Origin of the sequence: Pseudonocardia terrae, assembly GCF_021343995.1 — a bacterium.
Classification (GTDB): domain Bacteria; phylum Actinomycetota; class Actinomycetes; order Mycobacteriales; family Pseudonocardiaceae; genus Pseudonocardia; species Pseudonocardia terrae.
Genome location: NZ_JAJTTE010000031.1, coordinates 73,246 through 89,913, shown reverse-complemented (window position 1 = coordinate 89,913; position 16,668 = coordinate 73,246). Strand labels below are relative to the sequence as shown.

Annotated in this window: 15 protein-coding genes and 1 pseudogene; 7 read left to right on the top strand and 9 right to left on the bottom strand. The window is 74.7% G+C overall.

The genetic code is table 11. From position 1 onward, the window contains the following. Positions 1 to 857 (top strand): NAD(+)/NADH kinase (locus LWC33_RS20955; protein WP_233306120.1); only part of this gene is annotated, 857 nt, incomplete at its 5' end. On the opposite strand, the gene LWC33_RS20950 is transcribed toward LWC33_RS20955, so the two are convergent. The 3 genes from LWC33_RS20950 to LWC33_RS20940 all read right to left on the bottom strand — a co-directional run bounded on the left by LWC33_RS20950 (position 854) and on the right by LWC33_RS20940 (position 3,575). Further along, on the bottom strand, positions 854 to 1,969 hold the full coding sequence (locus tag LWC33_RS20950; protein ID WP_233306119.1) for an NDMA-dependent alcohol dehydrogenase: 1,116 nt from the start codon (positions 1,967 to 1,969) through the stop codon (positions 854 to 856). The two genes, LWC33_RS20955 and LWC33_RS20950, sit on opposite strands and share 4 nt — an antisense overlap. Before the next feature lie 125 nt (positions 1,970 to 2,094). Beyond that, complete coding sequence (dprE2, locus tag LWC33_RS20945; RefSeq protein ID WP_233306118.1) at positions 2,095 to 2,835, bottom strand: decaprenylphospho-beta-D-erythro-pentofuranosid-2-ulose 2-reductase; 741 nt, start codon at positions 2,833 to 2,835, stop codon at positions 2,095 to 2,097. Between the two features lie 23 nt (positions 2,836 to 2,858). Next, complete coding sequence (locus LWC33_RS20940; protein ID WP_233306117.1) at positions 2,859 to 3,575, bottom strand: hypothetical protein; 717 nt, start codon at positions 3,573 to 3,575, stop codon at positions 2,859 to 2,861. Positions 3,576 to 3,731: 156 nt separating this feature from the next. On the opposite strand from LWC33_RS20940, the gene LWC33_RS20935 reads away from it, so the two are divergent. From LWC33_RS20935 to LWC33_RS20920, 4 genes are all read left to right on the top strand, one after another. Next, positions 3,732 to 4,583, top strand: a complete 852-nt coding sequence (locus LWC33_RS20935) for a shikimate dehydrogenase (protein WP_233306116.1) — start codon at positions 3,732 to 3,734, stop codon at positions 4,581 to 4,583. Between the two features lie 151 nt (positions 4,584 to 4,734). Next, positions 4,735 to 4,977, top strand: coding sequence for a DUF3253 domain-containing protein (locus LWC33_RS20930; RefSeq protein ID WP_233306115.1), 243 nt, complete (start codon positions 4,735 to 4,737; stop codon positions 4,975 to 4,977). Further along, the gene (locus LWC33_RS20925) at positions 4,978 to 5,763 is read left to right on the top strand and encodes a methyltransferase domain-containing protein (RefSeq protein WP_233306114.1); all 786 of its coding nucleotides are present in this window, start codon (positions 4,978 to 4,980) and stop codon (positions 5,761 to 5,763) included. A 92-nt stretch (positions 5,764 to 5,855) separates the two neighbouring features. After that, positions 5,856 to 7,472, top strand: a complete 1,617-nt coding sequence (locus LWC33_RS20920; protein WP_233306113.1) for a flavin-containing monooxygenase — start codon at positions 5,856 to 5,858, stop codon at positions 7,470 to 7,472. Here the strand turns inward: LWC33_RS20920 and LWC33_RS20915 are convergent. From LWC33_RS20915 to shbA, 3 genes and pseudogenes are all read right to left on the bottom strand, one after another. Next, a complete protein-coding gene (locus LWC33_RS20915; RefSeq protein WP_233306112.1) occupies positions 7,439 to 8,014 on the bottom strand; it encodes a class I SAM-dependent methyltransferase in 576 nt (191 codons plus the stop codon). The two genes, LWC33_RS20920 and LWC33_RS20915, sit on opposite strands and share 34 nt — an antisense overlap. A gap of 1,039 nt (positions 8,015 to 9,053) precedes the next feature. Beyond that, a pseudogene (locus tag LWC33_RS20910) lies at positions 9,054 to 9,818 on the bottom strand (maleate cis-trans isomerase family protein); the annotation flags it as partial. Between the two features lie 120 nt (positions 9,819 to 9,938). Then, positions 9,939 to 10,523 carry an RNA polymerase sigma factor ShbA gene (shbA, locus tag LWC33_RS20905; protein WP_233306111.1) on the bottom strand — a complete coding sequence of 195 codons (585 nt, stop codon included), beginning with the start codon at positions 10,521 to 10,523 and terminating at the stop codon, positions 9,939 to 9,941. A gap of 181 nt (positions 10,524 to 10,704) precedes the next feature. Here shbA and LWC33_RS20900 point away from each other — a divergent pair, with 181 nt between their 5' ends. Then, positions 10,705 to 11,358, top strand: coding sequence for a DsbA family oxidoreductase (locus LWC33_RS20900; protein ID WP_233306110.1), 654 nt, complete (start codon positions 10,705 to 10,707; stop codon positions 11,356 to 11,358). Positions 11,359 to 11,422: 64 nt separating this feature from the next. Here LWC33_RS20900 and LWC33_RS20895 read toward each other — a convergent pair whose 3' ends face one another. Together LWC33_RS20895 and ilvD are read right to left on the bottom strand one after the other, a co-directional pair. Further along, positions 11,423 to 12,202, bottom strand: a complete 780-nt coding sequence (locus LWC33_RS20895) for a hypothetical protein (RefSeq protein WP_233306109.1) — start codon at positions 12,200 to 12,202, stop codon at positions 11,423 to 11,425. 31 nt (positions 12,203 to 12,233) lie between these two features. Next, positions 12,234 to 13,913, bottom strand: a complete 1,680-nt coding sequence (gene ilvD, locus LWC33_RS20890; protein WP_233306108.1) for a dihydroxy-acid dehydratase — start codon at positions 13,911 to 13,913, stop codon at positions 12,234 to 12,236. A gap of 263 nt (positions 13,914 to 14,176) precedes the next feature. On the opposite strand from ilvD, the gene LWC33_RS20885 reads away from it, so the two are divergent. Further along, positions 14,177 to 14,680 carry a L,D-transpeptidase gene (locus LWC33_RS20885; RefSeq protein WP_233306107.1) on the top strand — a complete coding sequence of 168 codons (504 nt, stop codon included), beginning with the start codon at positions 14,177 to 14,179 and terminating at the stop codon, positions 14,678 to 14,680. A gap of 94 nt (positions 14,681 to 14,774) precedes the next feature. Here the strand turns inward: LWC33_RS20885 and LWC33_RS20880 are convergent, their stop codons facing one another. Next, on the bottom strand, positions 14,775 to 16,625 hold the full coding sequence (locus LWC33_RS20880; protein ID WP_372476662.1) for a DEAD/DEAH box helicase: 1,851 nt from the start codon (positions 16,623 to 16,625) through the stop codon (positions 14,775 to 14,777). Positions 16,626 to 16,668: the final 43 nt, after the last annotated feature.

The following is a 16,668-nucleotide window of genomic DNA, read 5'->3' as shown; positions in this document are numbered from 1 at the left end:
CCGAACGCGTCGTCGGCCTCGCCAACGCCCACGGCGTCGAGGTACTGGTGCGCGCCGTCGACGCACGCCGGGTGCCCGGGGCGGTCCCGGTCGGTGCGGACGACCTCGCGGCGGAGGCCGACGGCGTGGTCAGCCTGGGCGGCGACGGCACCATGCTCGGCGCCCTGCGGCTCGTGGCCGACCGGCCCGTCCCGGTGCTCGGCGTGCACCTCGGCAACCTGGGCTTCCTCGTCGAGGTCCACCCGTCGGAGCTGGATTCCGCGCTGGCGCGCCTGCTCGCCGGGGACTTCGTGGAGGAGCCGCACAGCGCCCTGCGGATCACCGCCGGCGAGCGGCGGTCCGTGGCGTTCAACGACCTGGCGCTGGCCCGGCACCCCGGGCGCGGCACGGTCGACGCCACCCTGGCCGTGAGCGGCCTGCGCTACGGCTACTACCGGTGCGACGCGCTGGTCGTGGCCACGGCGGCGGGCTCGTCGGCGTACAGCTACGCGGCGGGCGGGCCGTTGGTGTCGCCCTCGGTGGGCGGGATCGTGGTCACGCCCTCGGCGCCGATGTCGGGGATCTCCCGGCCGCTGGTGCTGTCCGAATCGGACACCCTGCGGCTGGAGCTCAACCCGCGGTGCGGGGCGCTCGCCCTGGAGGCCGACGGGATCGGCCAGGGCGAGGTGGGGGCCGGCGACCGGGTGGAGATCGCCGTCCAGGCCGCGGCGGGGCGCGTCGTCCGGCTGGATCCGGACGTCCACGCCCAGCGCAGCCGGGTCAAGCTGAGCCTGCTGGACCTCCCCCTCCTCCCCGAGCAGCTGCGCGAGCTGCTGCCCGGGGAGGTGCGGGAACGGCTGGAGGCCCGCAGCGGCTAGTAGAGGATCACGCCGCGGATGTTCTTGCCGTCGTGCATGTCCTGGTAGCCCTGCTGGATCTCGTCGAGCGAGTAGGTCTTGGTGACCAGCTCGTCGAGCTTGAGGTGCCCCTGCTGGTACATCTCCAGCTGGCGCAGGATGCCGAAGCTCGGCGCCGAGGCGCCGAACAGCGAGCCCTGCAGGCGCTTCTGGAACAGGGTGAGCTCGGAGATCGCGATCGGCACGCCGACCTCGGAGATGTCGCCCAGGCCGGTGACGACCGCGGTGCCGGCCTTGCGGATCGCGGCGAAGGCCTGCCCGACGTGCTCGGGCTTGGTCACGCCCACGGTCACGATCGCCGAGTCGGCGCCCTGGCCGTTGGTGAACTGCTTGGCGAGCTCGGTGGCCTCGTCCATCGAGTCGACCGCGTGCGTGGCACCCAGCTCCTGCGCCTTCTCGCGCTTGAACGCCACCGGGTCCACGGCGATGATGTTCGACGCGCCGGCGTGCCGGGCGCCCTGCACGGCGTTGATGCCGATGCCGCCGATGCCCATGACGATCACGGTGTCGCCGGGCTGGACCTCCGCGGAGTTCACCGCCGAGCCCCACCCGGTGCCGACGCCGCAGCCGACCAGGCAGGCCTTGTCGAGCGGGATGTCGTCCGGCACCACGACGGCGGAGTCGATCGCGACCGTGGTGGTCTCGCAGAAGGTCGAGATGCCGCACATCTGGCCGACCGGCTGGCCGTCGAGGTGCAGCCGGAAGCTCTCCGGGTCGTCCCAGCGCGACCCCTGCAGCAGGGTCGAGCCGAGGTCGCACAGGTTCTGCCGGCCGGTGGCGCACCAGCGACAGCGGCCGCAGCCGGGCAGGAACGAGAAGACGACGTGGTCGCCCTCCTTGTAGCCCCGCGTGCCCGGGCCGACCTTCGTCACGATGCCCGCGCCCTCGTGGCCGCCCGCGAACGGGTAGCAGCCGACCGGGATGTCCCCGGTGGCGATGTGGTCGTCCGAGTGGCACATGCCGGACGCGACCATCTGGACCTGGATCTCGCCGTTCTGCGGGTCGTCGAGTTCGAGATCGACCACCTCGTACTTGCCGGGCGCCTGCCGAATCACTGCTCCGCGGGTCTGCACTTCGTGTTCCTCCTGGGACACCGTCGTCACATGGGGAGATGCGCACCCGACCCTATGACCGGGGTCACGGAAGGGGAAGGGGGACGTGGTTTCCCGTCACCGATCTGTCGACTGTCGGTGAAGGTTCAACGGGGCATGCGGCGCCAGAGCGCGCGGGGCGCGTGGCGGAGCAGGGCGAAGACCGGCTGCAGGACCCGCGGCACCCACACCTCGTCGCGCCCGGCACGCAGCGCGGCGACCGTGGCCTCGGCGACCTGGTCGGGGGTGCTGGAGAAGGGCGCCGGCCGCATCCCCTCGGTCATCCGTCCGAGCACGAAGCCCGGCCGCACCAGGACGAGGCGGACTCCCGAGCCGTGCAGGGCGTCGGCCAGGCCGGAGGCGAACCCGTCGAGCCCGGCCTTGGCGCTGCCGTAGACGTAGTTGGCGCGGCGCACCCGGGCCCCCGCCACGGACGAGAACACGACGATCGTGCCGCTCCCGTGCGCCCGCATGACCTGCGCGAGCTCGGTGAGGACCTGCACGTGCGCGACGTAGTCGGTGTGCACGATCTGCACGGCGTGCGCGGGCTCGGCCTCCGCGCGCGCCTGGTCGCCGAGCAGGCCGAACGCGACGACCGCGAGGTCGATGCCGCCGTGCCGGGCCACCACGTCGTCGAGCAGCGGGCGGTGGGTGGCGAGGGCGTCGGCGTCGAACTCGACGCGCTCGACCGCCGCCCCCTGCTCCCGGATCGCCTTCTCCTCGGCGTCGAGGTCACCGCTGCGGCGGGCGGCGAGCACGACGGTCGACGCCTCGCGCCCCGCCAGTCGCCGCGCCACCGCGACCCCGATCTCGCTCCGCCCACCCAGCACCAGCAGCGTCCCGGCCATGGGCGGGAGTCTGGCAGGGGCGGTCAGTCGCCGAGCGAGAGGCCGAGGCCGGAGCGGAGCTCGTCGGCGGTGCAGGTGAGCGTGCCGCGGTGCGAGACGGTGACCTGGTAGAAGTCCTCGCCGGCCGGCACGTCCGGCACCGTGAAGGCGAAGTCGCAGGTGGTCGAGCTGCTCGCGCGCCCGGTGGACAGCGCGCCGGTGGCGATCACGGCGCCGGAGGCGTTCGCGATCATCACGCCGGTGCCGGCGTGGATGTCGGAGTAGCCACCGCTGCCCGAGCACACGGACCCGGTCGTGAACGAGCCGGAGCGGTAGCCGCCGAAGCCGTAGCCGGCGTCGGTGAGCCGGAAGGTGCCGGTGACCTCCATCGCCGAGGCCGCCGACAGGGCCGTCGCCACCCCGATGACCAGCCCGAGGGCCGCCACTCCCGCCGCGATCCCGCCGAAGAACACGCCCTTGCGGGAGCGTGCGGGGACGCCGGCCGCCACGGGTGTCCCGAACATCGGCGCGCCGTAGGGCAGCGCGCCGTAGCCCGGGGGCGGCGCCACGGGCCCGAGCCCGGCGGGCGGGCCGTACGGGTCCGCGACCGGCCGCGGGTGGGGCGGCGGGACCGGCACGTACTGCCGCGGCACCACCGGGATCGCGATCGTCGGGTCCTCGGCCACCTCACCCCGGACGACGTCGTCGGGCAGCACCCCGGCCGGATCGGCGGTCGGGCGCTCGGGGTGGGTGGCGGTCATCGGGGTCCTCTCCGGCGGCGATCTCGGACACCCGGCACATCGCCGCCCGCACCTGGACCATGAACAACAGCGCAGCCGTTTCATCACGATGAGGTACACGGCGTGGGGCGACACCGGCGTTCCGGCGCCGAGGAGGCGCTGGACCATACTGGCCCGGTGACCGGCGAACGACGGGCCGCGGTGCTCGGCTCCCCCATCCGCCACTCGCTGTCCCCGGTGCTGCACCGCGCGGCCTACGACGCGCTCGGGCTGGCCGGCTGGTGCTACACCGCACACGAGGTCGACGAGGCCGGGCTGCCGGAATTCGTCGACGGGCTCGACGGGAGCTGGGCCGGGCTCTCGCTCACCATGCCGCTCAAGCGGGTCGCCCTGGAGGTCGCCGACCGGGTCAGCCCGCTCGCCGCCGCCACGGGCGCGGCGAACACGCTGGTCCTCGGGCCGGAGGGGCGGCTGGCCGACAACACCGACGTGGCCGGGATCGTCCGGGCCCTGCAGGCGGCGGGCGTCCGGGCGGTCGACCGGGCCGTGGTGCTCGGTGCGGGCGGCACTGCCCAGGCCGCGCTCGCGGCGCTGCGCGAGCTGGGCACGAAGGATCCGGTCGTCCTCGTGCGCAACGCCGGCCGGACCGGCGAGCTGGCGGACGCCGCCGAGCGCCTCGAGGTCCATCCCGAGATCCGGGCGCTGCTGACCCGTGCGGACGCGGACCTCGCGGCCGCGTCGGACCTGCTGACCGGGGCCGACGTCGTCGTCTCGACCCTGCCCGCGGGCGCGGCCGACGACCTCGGCGGGCTGCGCTGGAACCCCGCCACCGTCGTCCTCGACGTGATCTACGCGCCCTGGCCCACCGCCCTCGGTGCGGGCGCGGCCGCGGCGGGCTGCCGGGTCGCGAGCGGGCTGGACATGCTGCTGCAGCAGGCGGTCGCGCAGGTCGAGCTGATGACGGGCCGCCCGGGTCCGGTCGACGCCATGCGGACCGCGCTCGACCAGGCCGTCCTCGCCCGCTCCTGAACGCAGTACGGATCTGAATCCCCGGCCTCGGACGCAGTATGGATCCACAACGCGCTCCGGCACCGGCTCCGGGCGCAGTATGGATCCACAACGCGCTCCGGCACCGGCTCCGGGCGCAGTATGGATCCACGATGCGGCAGGAGGTGGGTCCGTGAGCGTCGACACCGAGCTGGAGGCGGCGATCGAGGAGCTGCTCGCCTCCCGCTCCGGCACCACCTGCCCGTCCGACGCCGCCCGCCGGGTCTCGCCCTCGGACTGGCGCGACCTGATGGAACCGGCCCGCGCGGCCGCCCGCCGGCTCGTGGCGGCCGGGAAGGTGGAGATCACGCAGAGGGGCGAGGTCGTCGACCCGGACACCGCCCGCGGGCCGATCCGGATCCGTAGGGTCCGCTGAGTGAGCGACACCTACACCCACGGCCATCACGACTCCGTCCTGCGCTCGCACCGCAACCGGACCGTCGAGAACTCGGCCGCGTACCTCGCCCCGCTGCTCCGGCCGGGGCTCGACCTGCTCGACGTCGGCTGCGGGCCCGGCACCATCACCCACGACCTGGCGGCGCGCGTCGCGCCGGGCCGGGTCCGCGGGATCGACATCGTCGAGGCACCCCTCGTCGAGGCGCGCGCGGCGGGCGACGGCGTCGAGTTCGCCGTCGACGACGTCTACGGGCTGGCCGACCCGGACGACTCCTACGACGTCGTCCACGCCCACCAGGTCCTGCAGCACCTCTCCGACCCGGTCGCGGCGCTGCGCGAGATGCGGCGGGTCGCCCGGCCCGGCGGGGTCGTCGCCGCCCGGGACGCGGACTACGCGGCCTTCACCTGGTTCCCGCACGACGACCGTCTCGACGCCTGGCTCGCCCTCTACCGCGGCGTCGCGCACGGCAACCGCGCCGAGCCCGACGCCGGCCGCCGCCTGCTCTCCTGGGCCCGCGCCGCCGGGTTCACCGAGATCACCCCGTCCGCCTCGGTGTGGTGCTACGCCACCCCGGAGACCCGCGCCTGGTGGGGCGGGCTGTGGGCGGAGCGGATCCTGTCGTCGTCGATCGCCGGGCAGGCGGTCGAGCGCGGCCTCGCCACCCGCGCCGATCTGGAGGACATGTCCGCGGGCTGGCGGGCCTGGGCCGCGAACGACGACGGGTGGTTCCTCCTCCCCCACGGCGAGATCCTCGCGCGGGCCTGAACGACCGTTCGGCGATTCGTACTGAACGAACGCTCAGCATTTCCCGGCGGAATCCTGCAAGCTGACGTGACCGCCGACACGAGGGAGTGCTGATGGTCGACACCGACGTCGTCATCGTGGGGGCCGGGTTCGCCGGCCTGTACCAGCTGCACCGGGTGCGCGGGCTGGGCCTGCGCGCACGGGTGTTCGAGGCCGGCAGCGGCGTCGGCGGCACCTGGTACTGGAACCGGTATCCCGGCGCGCGCTGCGACGTCGAGAGCCTCGAGTACTCCTACTCCTTCTCCCCCGAGCTGGAGCAGGAGTGGGACTGGACCGAGCGCTACCCCGCCCAGCCGGAGATCCTGCGCTACGCCGAGCACGTCGCCGACCGCTTCGACCTGGGGCGCGACATCACGTTCGGCACCCGGGTCACGGCCGCGACCTGGCGCGACGACCACTGGGAGGTCGAGACCGACGCTGCGTCGACGGTCGGCTCCGCGAGCTCCGCCGCCGAGCGGATCACCGCCACGTACTGCGTGTTCGCCACCGGCTGCCTGTCCAAGCCCAAGGAGCTCGACCTGCCGGGGGTCGAGACCTTCGGCGGCCCGACCTATCTCACGTCGAGCTGGCCCCACGAGGGCGTCGACTTCACCGGGCGCCGCGTGGCGGTGATCGGGACGGGCTCCTCCGGTGTGCAGTCCATCCCGGTGATCGCCGAGCAGGCCGCGCAGCTCACGGTCTTCCAACGCACGCCGAACTACGTCGTCCCGGCGCGGAACGCGCCCATGGACCCGGAGGCGCAGCGGGCGCGCAAGGCGGACTACCGGCGCTTCCGGGAGGAGGCGAAGCACACGCTCGGCGGGCTGCTCGGCACGCCGTCGACCGTCTCCGCACTGTCGGTGGACGAGGACACCCGGCGGACCGCCTACGAGCGGGCCTGGGCCCAGGGCGGGCTCACGGCCTTCCGCCAGACCTACGGCGACATCGCGCTGGACCTGGCCGCCAACGACACCGCCGCCGAGTTCATCCGGTCGAAGATCCGCGAGGTCGTCCACGACCCGGACACCGCCGCGGCGCTCGGGCCCACGAACCACCCGTTCGGCGCCAAGCGGCCGTGCCTGGACACCGGCTACTTCCAGACCTACAACAAGCCGACCGTCCGGCTCGTCGACCTGCAGAAGACGCCGCTCACCGAGATCGTCCCGAACGGGGTGCGCACCACCGAGGAGCTCGTCGAGGTCGACGACCTGGTGCTCGCCACCGGGTTCGACGCGATGACGGGCGCGCTGCTCGCGGTCGACATCCGGGGCCGGGACGGGGTCCGCCTGGCCGACGCCTGGGCGGACGGGCCACACACCTACCTCGGCCTGGGCGTGGCCGGGTTCCCGAACCTGTTCACGATCACCGGGCCGGGCAGCCCGTCCGTGCTCTGCAACATGATGGTGGCGATCGAGCAGCACGTGGACTGGATCACCGACTGCCTCGCGGCGCTGGACGGGCGGACCATCGAGCCCGAGGAGACGGCGCAGGAGCGCTGGACGGCGCACGTGGCCGAGGCCGGCACGAAGTCCATGATCATGCGCGGCAACTCCTGGTACCTGGGCGCGAACGTGCCCGGCAAGCCGCGGGTCTTCCTGCCCTACGTCGGCGGGCTCGGGCCCTACCGGGACACCTGCGACGACGTCGCCGCCAAGGGCTACGCAGGCTTCCGGCTCACCGAGACCGCGTAGCCGCCGCCGGTGTAGGGCTCGCGGTCCCAGGTCGCGAAGCGGTCCTCGGCCGCGAGCCCGGCGGCGGCGCACCAGCCGTCGTACTCGTCGAGGCCGGGCCAGCCCACCTGCAGGCTGAACCCGGCGATCAGCCGGCCACCCGGCGCGAGGTGCCGGGCGCTGCCGGCGACGACCCCCGCGCGCTCCCGCGCGTAGGGGATCACGTTGCCGGCCAGCACCACGACGTCGAACCGGTCGGGGATGTCCAGGTCCTCCAGCCCGCACCGGATCCAGCGCAGCTCCGGGGCCCTCGCCGTGGCGGAGGCGATCATGTCCGGGTCGGGGTCGACGCCGACCACCGCGATCCCGCGGCGGGCGAGCTCGATCCCGACGCGCCCGGTGCCGCAGCCGCCGTCGAGCACCGAGCCCGGGGAGTACGCGGCGACGAGATCGGCCTCGCCGTGCACGTTCCTGCCGGCGGCGGCAAGGGCCTCCCACCGCGCGTCGTAACGGCCGACCTCGACCGTGTCCTTCCACTGCGACCAGTTCTTCGGGAGCGGCACGCCCCCAACCCTAGGATGCGGTCACAGCGCCGCGCGCGGTGAGCCGTCTGCGCAGCCACCGGCCGAGCCGCAGGCCGCGGTGGTCCGGGTGCACCAGCAGGACCAGCTCCCCGTCGCCGCCCGGTGCCGGCCCCTCCAGCACCGCGCCGAGCCCGACGAGCGCGCCGGCCTCGTCCCGCACGAGGAGGGCCGGGCCCCGGGGGGTGACGAGGAGGTCGCGCAGCTCGCGGTCCGTCCAGCCGACGGCGTGGCTCTCCCCCGGTCCCAGCGCGGCGAGGCAGGCGCAGAGCAGGTCCTCGACGGCACCCACCTCGTCGCCCGTGGCGGGCTGGGCGACGAGCTCGTCGCCGGAGAGCAGCACGATGTCCCAGCGCGGCCGGACGGGCTCGACGGCCGCCGCGCGCAGGAACGCCTCCGCGCGGGCGTGCTCGGTGACGGTGAACGGCGCCCAGTCGCGCCGCGCGACCAGCCAGCCGCCGTTCGGCGCGGGCACCGCGAGGACGTGCGGGTGGTGCGGGGGTTCGGTCGGCCGGAGCCGGACGTCGTCGGCGTGCACCAGCGCGCCCAGACCCCTGGCCAGCGCGGAGCGGTCCCCCGCGGCCGCCCCGCCGACGGCCTGCACCGCGAGGTCGAGGGCGCGGGTGGGCGCGTCGACCAGGTCGTGCGGGTCGGCCGGGGTGACGAGCACGGCGCCGGGGTCGGTCGTGCCGAGCCCCTCGCGGAGGGCGCGGGCGAGCTCGTCGGCGCCCCGCGTGGAGCCGACGAACATCTCGTCGACCACCGAGCGCGAGTCCTGCCCGTGCACGGCGAGCCCGAGGATGTTGCCCTCGGCGCGGGCGACCGCCTCGGTGAGCCGCGCGAGTGCGCCGGACTCGTCGGGCAGCCGGACGCGGACCTTGTGCAGCACCGGCGGGTCGCCGGGCCCGCCGGGACCACGGCCGCCGGGCTCGGTGTCGGTGCCGGCGTCGTCGCGCGGCGCCGGCTGGTCCGGCACCACGCGCAGGTGCGGTGGCGGGGTGGACCCGGCCGTGCCGTGGATCAGCGACTGCCCGGGCCCGACGGCGCGGTGCCCGACGGCCCGCAGCGCGGCCCACATCGTCACCTGGTTCGCCGTGATCACCGGCTTGCCGAGCAGCCGCTCCAGCGGGGCGATCACGTCGTAGGTGGACAGGTTGGTGCAGCTGATGAACACGGCCTCGGCTTCGGGCCGGTCGGCGGCGCGGACCGCGCGCACGACCTCCTCGTAGGACACCCGCCAGATCTGGCCGAGCAGCCCCAGCCCGACGCTCGCGACCGTCGCGACCCCGTGGGCGGCGAGGAACTCCTCGAGCCGGCGGGTGAGGTCGTCGACGTACGGCGTGACGACGGCGACCCGGTCCACCTCGAGCGACCGCAGGCCCTCGACGAGCGCCCCGGCCGTGGTGAGCGCGTGCGGCGCGCCCGCCTCGCGGATCACCCCGGTCAGCGCGATCTCCCCCGCGGCGCCGTCGACGAAGCTGCCGGAGGTGCAGGCGTAGGCGACCACTCCGGGCTCCGGGACCAGCACGTCCCGGGTGGCGCGGCGCACCGGTTCCGGGTCGGAGATCGCCCGCGCCATCTCGGCGGTGACCGGCGACGGCACGAACGGCGTGCGCGTGACGTGCAGCGCGGCGTCGTCGGGCACCCAGCGCCAGAGCTCACGGTCGAGCGCGAAGTCGAACGGCACGATCACCCCGACGCCCGAGGTCGGCGACGGGCCGGCCGCGGCCAGGGCTTCCCCCGCGTGCTCACGGCCACCCACGGGGCCTGCGACGCTCTCCTGCATACCGCCACGGTGGATCTCCCGTGTGTCGGCACCGCATCCGGCGTGTTGCCGGCAGGTAAGGGGGCCGGACATCCCGGCGCGCCGCAGCTCAGCCGGCTGTGATCTCCGTGATCTCCGTGGTCACCCCGCTGATCGAGCCCGGGACCGGGCCGGGATCGCGCCGGAGGCACCCGGGGTGATCCCCTCCGCCTCCGCGTGCCGGCGCAACGTGTTCAGTGCACGGTGCTGCATCGCCCGGACCGCACCCGGCGTGCTGCCCACGACCTGCGCGGTCTCGTCGGCGGAGAGACCCAGCGCGACCCGCAGCACGAGGACCTCGCGGGCCGCCGCGCTCAGCCGGTCGAGGGCCGGGCGCAGCCGCACGAGGTCGTCGTGCACCAGGGCCCGTTCCTCCGGCCCGGCGGCGTGGTCCGGCCGGTCCGGGACGAGATCGGCCAGCTCCGGGCTGCGCGCGGCGGCGCGGTAGGCGTCGCCCACCTCGTGCACGGCGATCCGGTGCACCAGCGCCAGGAACGGCCGGCCGCGGTCCTCGTACCGGGGCAGCGCCCCGAGCACGCCGATGCAGACCTGCTGGGCCAGGTCCTCGGCCGCCAGGCCCGGCAGCGCCGTCCCCATCCGCGCGCGGCAGTAGCGCAGCGCGAACGGCCGCACGATCCGCAGGACCTCCTCGATCGCCGTCGAGTCCCCTGCCGACGCCCGGGCCACGATGTCCCGGTCCGGCCCCTCCGGCCGCCTCGCACGCTCCCCTGTTCCCCGTCTCCCCCTCAACACCACTCCTCGACCTTGGACCGAACCGCTCGCGAAGCGGTAGGACGGCGCTGAGAGGACCCTGTGAGCCGGACGGCGGAATCGCGTTGACTCCTTCCGGGTTCGACGGAGGGTGAAGGTGGAGATCTGGTCCGACGTCGTCTGCCCGTGGTGCGCCCTCGGCCGGCGCCGGTTCGCCGCGGCGCTCGCCCGCTTCCCGCACGCCGACGAGGTCGAGGTGCGCTACCGCAGCTACGAGCTGGACCCCGGGGCGCCGCGGCGGCACGAGGGCGACCGCGAGGAGCGGCTCGCCGCGAAGTTCGGCAGCGACCGCGCGCAGGTCCGCGCGATGCACGACCGCATGACGGCGATGGGGGCCGCCGAGGGCGTCGAGTTCCGGTTCGACGACGCGCAGGACGGCTCGACGGTCGACGCCCACCGCCTGCTGCACCTGGCCTGGGACGCCGGCGGCGCGGCGCTGCAGGAGACGCTGAAGGAGCGGCTGCAGCGCGGGTACTTCACCGAGGGCGAGCCGATCGGCGAGCCGGAGGCCCTGCGCCGCCTCGCCGTCGACGCCGGGCTGCCGACCGCGGCCGTCGACCGCGTCCTGGGCTCCGACGAGTACCTCGACGCGGTGCGCTCCGACGAGGACCAGGCCCGCCGCTACGGCATCACGGGCGTCCCCTTCTTCGCGGTCGACGCGACCTACGGCGCCTCCGGCGCCCAACCCGCCGACACCCTCCTGCAGCTGCTGGAGAAGGCGTGGGAGGAGGGCCGGGCGCGCTCGGCCTGACGGGCAGGGTCGTGCGATGAGCACCAGCGCTGTCCGGGGCCGTCCGAGAGCACTGGTGCTGATCTCACCCCTCGGCGGCGGGCGTGGGCAGGTAGTCGTCGACGGAGCCCTCGCCGTAGAGGGCGACCAGGCCGGCGGAGATCCACATGAGGGCGGCGAGGTAGTCGTCGCCCAGCTCCTCGGCCACCGGGCCGATCGCCTCCGCCCGGTCGGCGTCCGAGCCGACGATGCCGATCACGCGGTCGACCGCGGAGGCCGGTCCGTCGCCGAGGGTCGAACGGACCCATTCCGGCACCCGGGTGCGGGCGGACGCCGGGATCGGGCGCGGGCCGCTGTTGGCGAGCCAGCCGAGCAGCACGGCGAAGGCGAGGGCCTGGGCGGGGGCGCCGCCGGGGTCGCCCGGGGCCAGGTCGGGCGGGGCGATCTCGCCGTCCGACGCCACGAGGCAGCGGACCTCCTCGCGGGCCGGCTCCGGCGAGGAGGAGGCGAGGGTGTCCCCGACGGCCCGCCGCACCCGGTCGTCGATGATCTCGACGACCAGGTCGTCCTCCCCCGCCCCGGCGAGGGCGTCGACGTTGGCCTCCATGACCTCGAGCCACTCGGGGTTGCCGTCGTACGGCCCGACCGCGCGCACCGTGCGGATCTCCGCCACGGCGTAGCGCATCTCGTCGACGGGCTGCAGCTCCTCGACCCGGGCGGGGTCGTGGTCGTCGAGGCCGTACTGATCGACGCCGGGCAGGGTCACGACGGGACGCAGCGGCTCGGGAGACCGCCTGACCTTCTTCCGCCGCGCCGCGACCTTCGCCGCCCGCTTCTGGCCCCGCGCCTGCTGCTTCTTGCCCACACCGCTCCTCGTCCGCGTTCCGGCGCGGCGGTCAGTCCTGGGAGCAGACCGCACCCTGCGCCGCCGACCCCACGAGTCTCGCGTACTTCGCCAGCACGCCCCGACGCCGCCCCGGGTCGCGCGGGGTCCAGCCCGCCCGCCGCTTCTCCAGCTCCTCCTCACCGACGTCGAGGTCGAGCGTCTTCGTGGCCATGTTCAACACGATCGAGTCGCCGTCCTGCACCAGTGCGATGGTGCCGCCGTCGGTCGCCTCGGGTGCGACGTGGCCGATGCACAGCCCGGTCGTCGCCCCGGAGAACCGGCCGTCGGTGACCAGCAGCACCTCCTTGCCCAGCCCGGCGCCCTTGATCATCCCGGTGACGGCGAGCATCTCCCGCATCCCGGGCCCGCCGCGCGGGCCCTCGTACCGGATCACCACGACGTCGCCCGGGACGACCGTGCCGTCCGCGACGGCGTCGAGCGCACCCTGCTCGCCGTCGAACACCCGGGCCCGCCCGCGGAACTCGGCGGCGTCGAAGCCCGCGGACTTGACCACGGCGCCGTCCGGGGCCAGCGAGCCGCGCAGGATGGTGAGCCCGCCCGTCGGGTGGATGGGGTCGCTCAGGGCGCGGATCACCGTGCCGTCGAGTCCCGGCGGGTCGATCTCCGCGAGGTTCTCGGCGACGGTGCGCCCGGTGACGGTGAGGGCGTCGCCGTGCAGGAGGCCGGCGTCGAGCAGTGCCTTCATCACGACGGGCACGCCGCCGACCTGGTCGACCGTGCTCATCACGTGTGCGCCGAAGGGTTTGACGTCGGCGAGGTGCGGGACGCGGTCGCCGATCCGGTTGAAGTCGTCGAGCTCGAGCGGCACGCCCGCTTCGGCGGCGATCGCGAGCAGGTGCAGGACGGCGTTGGTCGACCCGCCGAACGCCAGGACGACGGCGATCGCGTTCTCGAACGCCTCGCGGGTCAGGATCTGCCGGGCGGTGATCCCCCGCTCCAGCAGCCCGATCACGGCCTCCCCGGAGGCCCGGGCGATGCCGTCGCGCCGGCGGTCGACGGCGGGCGGGCTGGCCGAGCCCGGCAGCGCCATGCCGAGCGCCTCGGCGGCGCTGGCCATCGTGTTCGCCGTGTACATGCCTCCGCACGCGCCCTCGCCGGGACAGATGGCCCGCTCGATCTCGGTCAGCTCCTCGCGGCTGATCAGGCCGCGCGCGCACGCCCCGACGGCCTCGAAGGCGTCGGCGATGTTGACCTCGCGGCCGTCGACGTGTCCCGGCAGGATCGACCCGGCGTAGACGAACACGCCGGCCAGGTCGAGCCGGGCGGCGGCCATCAGCATCCCGGGCAGGGACTTGTCGCAGCCGGCGAGCAGGACGGTGCCGTCGAGCCGCTCGGCCTCCACGACGGTCTCCACGGAGTCGGCGATGATCTCGCGGCTGACCAGCGAGTAGTGCATGCCGACGTGCCCCATGGAGATGCCGTCGGACACCGAGATCGTGCCGAACTCCATCGGGTAGCCGCCCGCGCGGTGCACGCCCTCCTTCGCCGCCTGCGCCAGGCGTTGCAGGGACAGGTTGCAGGGGGTGATCTCGTTCCAGCTCGACGCGATGCCGATCTGCGGCTTGGCGAAGTCCGCGTCGCGCATCCCGACGGCGCGGAGCATGCCGCGGGCGGCCGTGCGCTCGATGCCGTCGGTGACCTGGCGGGACCGGGGCTTCAGATCGGGCATGGCAGGCGCTCCTCGTCGATCGCGGTGTGGTGGGCTCGGTGTGGTGGGGCTCGGTGTGGTCCGGCTCGGTGTGGTCCGGCTCGGTGGTGATCCGCCGCTCATGGTGCTCCTTCGCGCCCGTCTCGGCAGGCCTCACGAGGACCGGGACCGGCGGGGACGATCCGGACTCCGGGCGCGTCCGGTCGAGTTGCGGTCACGGCCCGTCACCTGTACCGCGCGCGGTCGTTGCGGCCTTCGGGAACGGGCGAAGGGACGACGAGAAGATGGCACGACACGCCTGGCGCGCCGAGGGCGGCCGGCGACGCATCACGGGGCTCGCCGCGGCCGGCGCGCTCACCGCGCTGCTCGGCGGCGCGGCCCTCACCGGCGCGGCGTTCGCCGACGACGGGCACGGCGGGCACTGGAACCAGACCGACGGCACGCCGTGCTCCAAGCAGGCCCGGGCCTGCGTCGACCTCGCCCACAACCAGGCCTGGCTGATCCACGACGGGAAGATCACCCGCGGCCCCGTCGGCATCTCGCACGGCGGGCAGGGCAAGGAGACCCCCACCGGGGACTTCGAGGTTCAGTGGAAGGACATGAACCACAGGTCGGCGGAGTTCAACAACGCCGCGATGCCCTACTCGGTGTTCTTCGCCGACGGCGGCATCGCCTTCCACGAGGGCAACCCGCAGAACCCGTCCGCGGGCTGCGTGCACCTCGCCCACGACGACGCCGTGGCCTGGTACGACGACCTGGAGGTCGGCGACCCGGTGGAGATCCACTAGGGAACGCCCGGAACGCGGAAGGGCCCCGCACCTCGACCGAGGTGCGGGGCCCTTCGCCGTGCGCGGGTCAGTCCGTGGCGCCCGCGGGGGGCGCTCAGTTCGTGGCGCGGTCCCGGCGGACGTTGGCCCGCCGGCCCTTCAGCGTGGTGACGCCCCGCAGCGAGCGCAACACGTCGTCGGCCGCGTGCTCGGGGATCTCGACCAGCGAGTGCCGCTCGTGGATCTGGATGGCCCCGATGTCCCGGCCGGACAGCCGCGACTCGTTGGCCAGCGCGCCCACGATGTCCTGCGGGCGGATGCCCGCGGCCCGGCCCGCGGAGACGAACAGCCGCGTGGCGCCGGCCCTCGGCGGGCGGGCACCCTGGCCCCGGCCGCCCGGACGGCCCTCGCGCGGACCGCGGTCACGGTCGCGGGGACCGCGGCCCTCGCGGGGCGCGGACAGCGTCGGGATGTCGATCTCGTCGTCCGCGGTCGTGCTGCCGGCGCGGGCGATCCGCACCGCGGCGGCGGCCACGTCGAGCGCGTCGAACTCCCCGGCCAGCGACTCGACCATGGCCCGGACGCCGTCCGGGTCCGCGTCGCCCGAGTTCAGTGTCACAGGGGCGCGCAGGTCCGCCACGAGCTGCTCGCGCAGCTCGGTGCGGGTGCGCTCGAGGCGGGCCTGCTTGAGGTCCGCGACGGTGGGCACCGGGGCGACCGGCACGCTCTTGCCGATCAGCCGCTCGATGTTGCGCAGGTGGCGGATCGCACCGGAGGGCACCAGCGTGATCGCGACGCCCTCGCGACCCGCCCGGCCGACCCGGCCGATGCGGTGCACGTAGGCCTCGGGCGACTTCGGCACGTCGTGGTTGACCACGTGCGTGAGCTGCTCGATGTCCAGCCCGCGGGCCGCGACGTCCGTCGCGACCAGCAGGTCCGTGCGACCCGAGCGCAGCCGCTCGACGACGCGGGTGCGGTGCTCCTGGTCCATGCCGCCGTGCAGGGCCTCGGCCCGCAGGCCGCGGGCGGTGAGGGTCTCGGTGACGGCGTCGACGTCCGCCCGGGTGCGGCAGAACACGATGGCGGCGGTGGGCCGCTCGAGCTCCAGGATCCGGCCGAGCGCGGTGGTGGTGTGGGTGCGCGGCACCATGTAGGCGGTCTGCCGCACGCGCGGCGCCTCGCCCGCCGGAACCTCCTCGCGCGCGATGCGCACGGTCACCGGGTTCTGCAGGTACTCGCGGGCCAGCGACTCGATCCGGCGCGGCATGGTGGCGGAGAACAGCACCGCCTGCCGGTCCGCCGGGGTGGCCTGCAGGATCGTCTCGATGTCCTCGGCGAAGCCCATGTCGAGCATCTCGTCGGCCTCGTCGAGGACGACGGTCGCGAGGGCGTCGAGGGAGAGCGCGCCGCGGTTCATCAGGTCGATCGCGCGGCCCGGGGTGGCCACGACGACGTCGACGCCGCGCTTGAGCGCGCCGAGCTGCGGGCCGATCGGGGCGCCCCCGTACACGGCCAGCACGCGCGCGCCGATCGCGGAGCCGTAGCGGGTGATCGCCTCGTTGACCTGCATGGCCAGCTCGCGGGTGGGGGCGAGGACCAGGCCGTAGGGGCGGCGCTCGCCGCCGCGGTCGGTCTCGCTCAGGCGCTGCAGCAGCGGCAGCCCGAACGCGGCGGTCTTGCCGGTGCCGGTGGCGGCCTGACCCAGCAGGTCGCGCCCCTCGATCAGCGAGGGGATCGCCTCGGCCTGGATCGGGCTGGGGCTCTCGTAGCCGAGCTCGGCGAGCACGCCGAGGATGCCGGGCGCGAGGCCCAGCTCGGCGAAGCCGGCGCCGGTGTCGTCCGCGGTGTCGTTGTCGGTGTCGTTCTCGGCGGCGTCCTGCGTCTCGTCGCCGTCCTCACGCCCGGAGGCGAGGTCGTTCTCGAAGTCGTCGAAGTCGTTCTCGGGCAGGTCCAGCAGAGTGCTCACTCATGTCCTCGTCGCAGCGGGGTGGCCGACCGACATCCGGACG

Bases quoted from the DNA above. Each gene is read 5' to 3' on its own strand.
- dprE2 (WP_233306118.1), bottom strand. From the start codon at position 2,835: ATGGCCGGGACGCTGCTGGTGCTGGGTGGGCGGAGCGAGATCGGGGTC.
- LWC33_RS20940 (WP_233306117.1), bottom strand. From the start codon at position 3,575: ATGACCGCCACCCACCCCGAGCGCCCGACCGCCGATCCGGCCGGGGTG.
- LWC33_RS20920 (WP_233306113.1), top strand. From the start codon at position 5,856: ATGGTCGACACCGACGTCGTCATCGTGGGGGCCGGGTTCGCCGGCCTG.
- ilvD (WP_233306108.1), bottom strand. From the start codon at position 13,913: ATGCCCGATCTGAAGCCCCGGTCCCGCCAGGTCACCGACGGCATCGAG.
- LWC33_RS20885 (WP_233306107.1), top strand. From the start codon at position 14,177: ATGGCACGACACGCCTGGCGCGCCGAGGGCGGCCGGCGACGCATCACG.